Here is a 6,197-nt window from a genome sequence, read left to right as displayed (position 1 = left end):
CGGTTGATGCCGTCGATGAGCGAGTGGCGGCAGCCGTACTTGTTGTCGAACTTCGACTTGGTGACGGCGTCGTTCACGTTGATCGCCGGGAAGAGGAGGGCGCCGTCGCGGTGCATCTCGTAGAGGCGGTGGACGCCGGTGGTGGTCTCCTCGGTCACGCCGCGGATGCCGGCGGCCAGGGCCGTCCAGTCGATGGTGCTCTTGCCGAGCAGCTCCAGGACCAGGGCCATTTCCTCGTTGTCCGCGGTGGACGGGTCCGGGACCTGTCCGGCCTTCTGGTACTCGACGCCCTTGTGGACGAGGAGGGTGGCGTCGCCGCCGTCGTCGAGGATCATGTTGGGGCCGGCGTGCCCGGGCCAGGTCAGCGCCTGCTCCGTGCACCACCAGTACTCCTCCAGCGTCTCGCCCTTCCAGGCGAAGACGGGGATGCCGGCGGCGGCTATCGCGGCGGCCGCGTGGTCCTGGGTGGAGTAGATGTTGCAGGACACCCAGCGGACCTCGGCGCCGAGCGCGACGAGGGTCTCGATGAGCACGGCGGTCTGCACGGTCATGTGCAGGGAGCCGGTGATCCGCGCACCGGCCAGCGGCTGGGAGGGGGCGTACTCCTTGCGGATCGACATCAGACCGGGCATCTCGTGCTCGGCAAGGGTGATCTCCTTGCGGCCGAAGTCCGCGAGCGAGAGATCTGCGACCTTGAAGTCCATGGGTTCTACTCCGTGATGGTGGTGGCTGGGTTCTGGCTGACGTTCAGGTTCTGATGGATCTCTAGAGTCGCGGTGGACTTGTTGAGGGTGATGTAGTGCAGGCCGGGGGCGCCCTCGGCGAGCAGCCGCTCCGACATGGCGGTCGCGTACTCGACACCGATCCGGTGCCCGTCCGCCGGGTTGTCCTGCGCGGCTTCGAGCCGCTGTGCGAGTGCGTCCGGGAAGCGGGCGTCGCTGAGCTCGGCGAAGCGCCGGATCTGGCGGAAATCGGTCGCCGGCATGATCTCGGGGATGACGGGCGTCAGGCAGCCCACGGCGGCGAGGCGGTCGCGCAGCCGCAGGTAGTCCTCGGCGTGGAAGAACATCTGGGTGATGGCGTAGTCGGCGCCGGCGTGGCACTTGGCGGCGAAGTGGCGGATGTCCTCGGTCCATGAGGCCGAGCGGGGGTGGCGCTCGGGGAAGGCCGCCACGCCCACGGTGAAGTCGCCCAGCCGGCGGATGAGCGTGACCAGCTCGTGGGCGTGGTTCAGCCCCTCCGGGTGCGGGGTCCACTGGCCCTTCGGGTCGCCGGGCGGGTCCCCGCGCAGGGCGAGGACGTCGCGGATGCCGGCGTCGGCGTACTGGCCGATGATGTGGCGCAGTTCGGCGACGGAGTGCCCGACGGCCGTCAGGTGCGCGACGGGGCGCAGGGTGGTCTCCGCGGCGATGCGCTTGGTGACCTCGACGGTGCGGCTCCGGGAGGAGCCGCCGGCGCCGTAGGTGACGGAGACGAAGGACGGGGACAGGGCCTCTATGCGGCGGATCGCCGCCCACAGGGTCCGCTCCCCGGCGTCCGTCTTCGGCGGGAAGAACTCGAACGAGAAGGTACGCCGGCCCGTGGCCAGCAGTTCACGGACGCCGAGGGGGGCGGGGGCCAAGGACGTGCGGGGGCGTTCGGCGGTGGCGGCCAGGGCAGCCGGCATGTCGGACTCCTTTCCGGCTCGTGGAGGTCAGCGTGCGTTGAAGTAGCTGGCTTCGGGGTGGTGGATGACGATGGCGTCGGTGGACTGCTCGGGGTGGAGCTGGAACTCCTCCGAGAGCCGGACGCCGATGCGCTCGGGCCGCAGCAGGTCGGCGATCTTGGCCCGGTCCTCCAGGTCGGGGCAGGCCGGGTAGCCGAGGGAGTAGCGGCAGCCCTGGTACTCGGTGCGGAACATGCCGTCCATGGAGTCCGGGTCGGAGCCGCCGATGCCGAGGTCGGCGCGGACGCGGGCGTGCCAGTACTCGGCGAGGGCCTCGGCGAGCTGCACGGACAGGCCGTGGAGTTCCATGTACTCGCGGTAGGCGTCGGCGGCGAAGAGCCGCGCGGTCTCCTCACCGATGCGGCTGCCGACGGTGACGACCTGGAGGCCGACGATGTCGGTCTCGCCGGACTCCTCCGGGCGGAAGAAGTCCGCGAGGCACAGGCGGCGGCCGCGCTGCTGGCGGGGGAAGGTGAACCGGGTGCGCTCCGAGCCGTTCTCGCCCAGGATGATCAGGTCGTCGCCTTTGGAGACGCAGGGGAAGTAGCCGTGCACGACGGCGGCTTCGAGGAGGCCGTCGGTGTGCAGCCGGTCCAGCCAGCCGCGCAGCCTGGGCCGGCCGTCCGTGGCGATGGTGTCGCCCTTGAGGCCCCACTGGCCCTTGAACAGCGCGTTCTCGTCGAGCCAGGAGGCGTACTCCTTGAGCGGGATGCCCTTGACGACACGGGTACCGAGGAAGGGCGCGGTCGGGACCGGGTTGTCGACGGCCACGTCCGAGCGGCCTCCGTCGACGGGTTCGACCACCTGGAGGAGCGGTGTGTCCCGTTTGGCGACGCGGCGCTGCTTCAGGGGCGGGAGCTCGGCGCCCGGGACGCCGCGTTTGACGCCCATCAGGGCGTCCATCAGCCTCAGGCCCTCGAAGGCGTCGCGGGCGTAGCGGACTTCGCCCTCGTAGATCTCGTGGAGGTCCTGTTCGACATAGGCGCGGGTGAGGGCGGCGCCGCCGAGGATCACCGGGTAGTCGGCCGCCAGCTTGCGCTGGTTGAGCTCCTCCAGGTTCTCCTTCATGATCACCGTCGACTTGACGAGCAGGCCGGACATGCCGATGACGTCGGCCTTGTGCTCCTGCGCGGCTTCCAGGATCGCGGAGACCGGCTGCTTGATGCCGATGTTCACGACGTTGTAGCCGTTGTTGGTCAGGATGATGTCGACGAGGTTCTTGCCGATGTCGTGGACGTCGCCGCGCACGGTGGCGAGCACGATGGTGCCCTTGCCCTCGTCGTCGGACTTCTCCATGTGCGGTTCGAGGTGGGCCACCGCCGTCTTCATGACCTCGGCCGACTGGAGGACGAACGGCAGCTGCATCTGGCCCGAGCCGAAGAGCTCGCCGACGACCTTCATGCCCTCCAGCAGGGTGTCGTTGACGATGTCCAGCGCGGGCCGCGTCTGCAGGGCCTCGTCGAGGTCCGCCTCCAGGCCGTTCTTCTCGCCGTCGATGATCCGGCGCTGCAACCGCTCGTCCAGCGGCAGGGCGAGGAGTTCTTCCGCCCGCCCGTCCTTCATCGACTTCATGTTGACGCCCTCGAAGAGCGCCATCAGCTTCTGCAGCGGGTCGTAGTCCTCGGCCCGACGGTCGTAGATCAGGTCCAGCGCGACCGCCACCTGCTCCTCGTCGAAGCGGGCGATGGGGAGGATCTTGGAGGCGTGGACGATCGCCGAGTCCAGGCCGGCCTTGACGCACTCGTCGAGGAAGACCGAGTTCAGCAGGACACGCGCGGCCGGGTTCAGACCGAAGGAGATGTTCGACAGGCCGAGCGTGGTCTGGACGTCCGGGTGGCGGCGCTTGAGCTCGCGGATCGCCCCGATCGTCGCGATGCCGTCACCCCTCGACTCCTCCTGACCGGTGCAGATGGTGAACGTCAGGGTGTCGATGAGGATGTCCGACTCGCGGATCCCCCAGTTCCCCGTGAGATCGGTGATCAGTCGCTCGGCGATGGCGACCTTGTGCTCGACGGTGCGGGCCTGGCCCTCCTCGTCGATGGTCAGCGCGATCAGCGCGGCACCGTGCTCCTGAGCCAGCTGCGTGACCTTCGCGAAGCGGGACTCCGGGCCGTCGCCGTCCTCGTAGTTCACCGAGTTGATGACCGCGCGCCCGCCGAGCTTCTCCAGGCCCGCCTTGATGACGGGGACCTCGGTCGAGTCCAGCACGATCGGCAGCGTTGAGGCCGTCGCGAAGCGGCCCGCCAGCTCTTCCATGTCCGCGACGCCGTCACGGCCCACGTAGTCCACACACAGGTCCAGCATGTGCGCGCCCTCGCGGATCTGGTCGCGGGCCATCTCCACGCAGTCGTCCCAGCGGGCCTCCAGCATCGCCTCGCGGAACTTCTTCGACCCGTTCGCGTTCGTCCGCTCACCGATCGCCATGTACGAGGTGTCCTGCCGGAACGGCACCGTCTGGTAGAGGGAGGCGGCGCCCGGCTCCGGGCGCGGATCCCGCTCGGCGATCGCCGTGCCGCGGACCCGCTCCACCACGTGCCGCAAGTGCTCCGGCGTCGTACCGCAGCAGCCGCCCACGAGCGAGAGCCCGTACTCGCGTACGAACCCCTCCTGCGCGTCCGCCATCTCGGCGGCCGAGAGCGGGTAGTGGGCGCCGTCCTTGGTCAGGACGGGCAGGCCGGCGTTGGGCATGCAGGACAGCGGGATACGGGCGTTACGCGCCAGATACCGCAGGTGCTCGCTCATCTCCGCCGGGCCCGTGGCGCAGTTCAGCCCGATCATGTCGATGCCCAGGGGCTCCAGCGCGGTCAGCGCCGCGCCGATCTCCGAGCCCAGCAGCATCGTGCCCGTGGTCTCGACGGTCACCGAGCAGATCAGCGGGACGCTGACGCCCAGCGCTTCCATCGCCCGCCGGGCACCGATGATGGAGGACTTGGTCTGGAGGAGGTCCTGGGTGGTCTCCACCAGCAGCGCGTCGGCGCCGCCGGCCAGCAGGCCCTCCGCGTTGATCTGGTAGGCGTCGCGGATCTGCCCGTAGGTGATGTGGCCCAGCGTCGGCAGCTTCGTGCCCGGCCCCATCGAGCCCAGGACCCAGCGCTGCTGGCCCGTCGAGGCCGTGAACTCGTCCGCGACCTCACGGGCGATCCGCGCACCGGACTCCGACAGCTCGAAGTTCCGCTCCGCGATGTCGTACTCCGCCAGCGCCGCGTAGTTCGCGCCGAACGTGTTGGTCTCCACACAGTCCACGCCCACCGAGAAATACGCCTCGTGGACGGAACGCACGATGTCCGGCCGCGTCACGTTCAGGACCTCGTTGCAGCCCTCCAGCTGCTGGAAGTCCTCCAACGTCGGGTCCTGCGCCTGGAGCATCGTCCCCATCGCCCCGTCGGCGACGACGACCCGCGTGGCCAGGGCCTCCCTCAGGCCTGCGGCCCGTTCCTGCGCGTTCGTGGTCATGCCGGCTGCTCCAGCTTCGGTTCCAGCAGCCCGGCCGCGTGTTCCCCGTAGACCGTGCGCACGGTGTCGAGGAGCCGCTCGGGCTGGATCTCGTACGACTGCGAGCCCACGGCGGCCAGGACCAGCGCGGACATCGCGCAGCCGAGCTGGGCGGCGGTCTCCAGCGGCAGCCCCCAGCCGACGGCGGCCAGGAAGCCGGAGCGGAAGGCGTCGCCGACGCCCGTCGGGTCCTCGGCGCGGACGCCCGGGATGGCGGGGACGGTGATGGTCGGCTCGCCCTTGGCGTCGATGCGGACGCCCTGCGCGCCGAGCGTGGTGACCCAGGTGCCGACGCGGTCGAGGACCTCCCCGTGGCTCCACTCGGCACGTTCGCGCAGCAGCGCGGACTCGTACTCGTTGGTGAAGAGCCAGCGCGCCCCGGTGACGAGGGTGCGCACCTCGGCTCCGGTGAGGCGGGCGAGCTGCTGCGAGGGGTCGGCGGCGAAGGGGATGCCCAGCTCCCGGGCCTGCTCGGTATGGCGGACCATCGCGCCGGGGTCGTTGGGCGAGACGAGGATCAGGTCGAGGGGGGTGCGGGCGTGCAGGTCCCGCAGGTCGATGCGGGCGGACTCGGCCATGGCGCCCGCGTAGAAGGAGGCGATCTGGTTGGAGTCCTGGTCGGTCATGCACACGAAGCGGGCGGTCTGGTGCTCGGCGGAGACGTACACCGAGCCCGTGTCGACGCCGTGTTCCTTGAGCCAGACCTCGTACTCCGCGAAGTCGGGGCCGACGGCGCCCGCGAGGAGGGGCTCGAGGCGCAGGCCACCGAGACCGTAGGCGATGTTGGCCGCCACTCCGCCCCGCCGCACCTCGAGGGTGTCGACGAGGAAGGACAACGAGATGTGGTCCAGCTGGTCGGGGAGCAGCTGGTCGACGAACCGGCCCGGGAAGGCCATGAGGTGATCTGTGGCGATGGATCCGGTCACCGCGATACGCACGTGGACTCCTGTGAGCTGGTCTGTTGTCGGCGGGGCGGAGCGGGGGCGGGGCAAACGGGTGG

General features: G+C 70.0%; 4 protein-coding genes. All 4 read right to left on the bottom strand.

The window, feature by feature from the left end:
- On the bottom strand, positions 1-704 hold a 704-nt coding region (locus ACFTXQ_RS23430; protein WP_382643763.1), incomplete at its 3' end, for an adenosylhomocysteinase.
- 5 nt (positions 705-709) lie between these two features.
- On the bottom strand, positions 710-1,666 hold the full coding sequence (gene metF, locus ACFTXQ_RS23425) for a methylenetetrahydrofolate reductase [NAD(P)H] (RefSeq protein WP_382643761.1): 957 nt from the start codon (positions 1,664-1,666) through the stop codon (positions 710-712).
- A gap of 27 nt (positions 1,667-1,693) precedes the next feature.
- A complete protein-coding gene (metH, locus tag ACFTXQ_RS23420) occupies positions 1,694-5,158 on the bottom strand; it encodes a methionine synthase (protein WP_382643759.1) in 3,465 nt (1,154 codons plus the stop codon).
- Positions 5,155-6,135 carry a carbohydrate kinase family protein gene (locus ACFTXQ_RS23415; protein WP_382643757.1) on the bottom strand — a complete coding sequence of 327 codons (981 nt, stop codon included), beginning with the start codon at positions 6,133-6,135 and terminating at the stop codon, positions 5,155-5,157. Before ACFTXQ_RS23415 ends, metH begins: the two co-directional genes overlap by 4 nt.
- Positions 6,136-6,197: the final 62 nt, after the last annotated feature.

Source organism: Streptomyces sp. NPDC057010, assembly GCF_042673805.1.
Classification (GTDB): Bacteria; Actinomycetota; Actinomycetes; order Streptomycetales; family Streptomycetaceae; genus Streptomyces.
The sequence above is the reverse complement of the archived record's forward strand: the minus strand, read 5'-3'. Positions and strand labels throughout refer to the sequence as shown.

Bases quoted from the DNA above. Each gene is read 5' to 3' on its own strand.
- metF (WP_382643761.1), bottom strand. From the start codon at position 1,666: ATGCCGGCTGCCCTGGCCGCCACCGCCGAACGCCCCCGCACGTCCTTG.
- metH (WP_382643759.1), bottom strand. From the start codon at position 5,158: ATGACCACGAACGCGCAGGAACGGGCCGCAGGCCTGAGGGAGGCCCTG.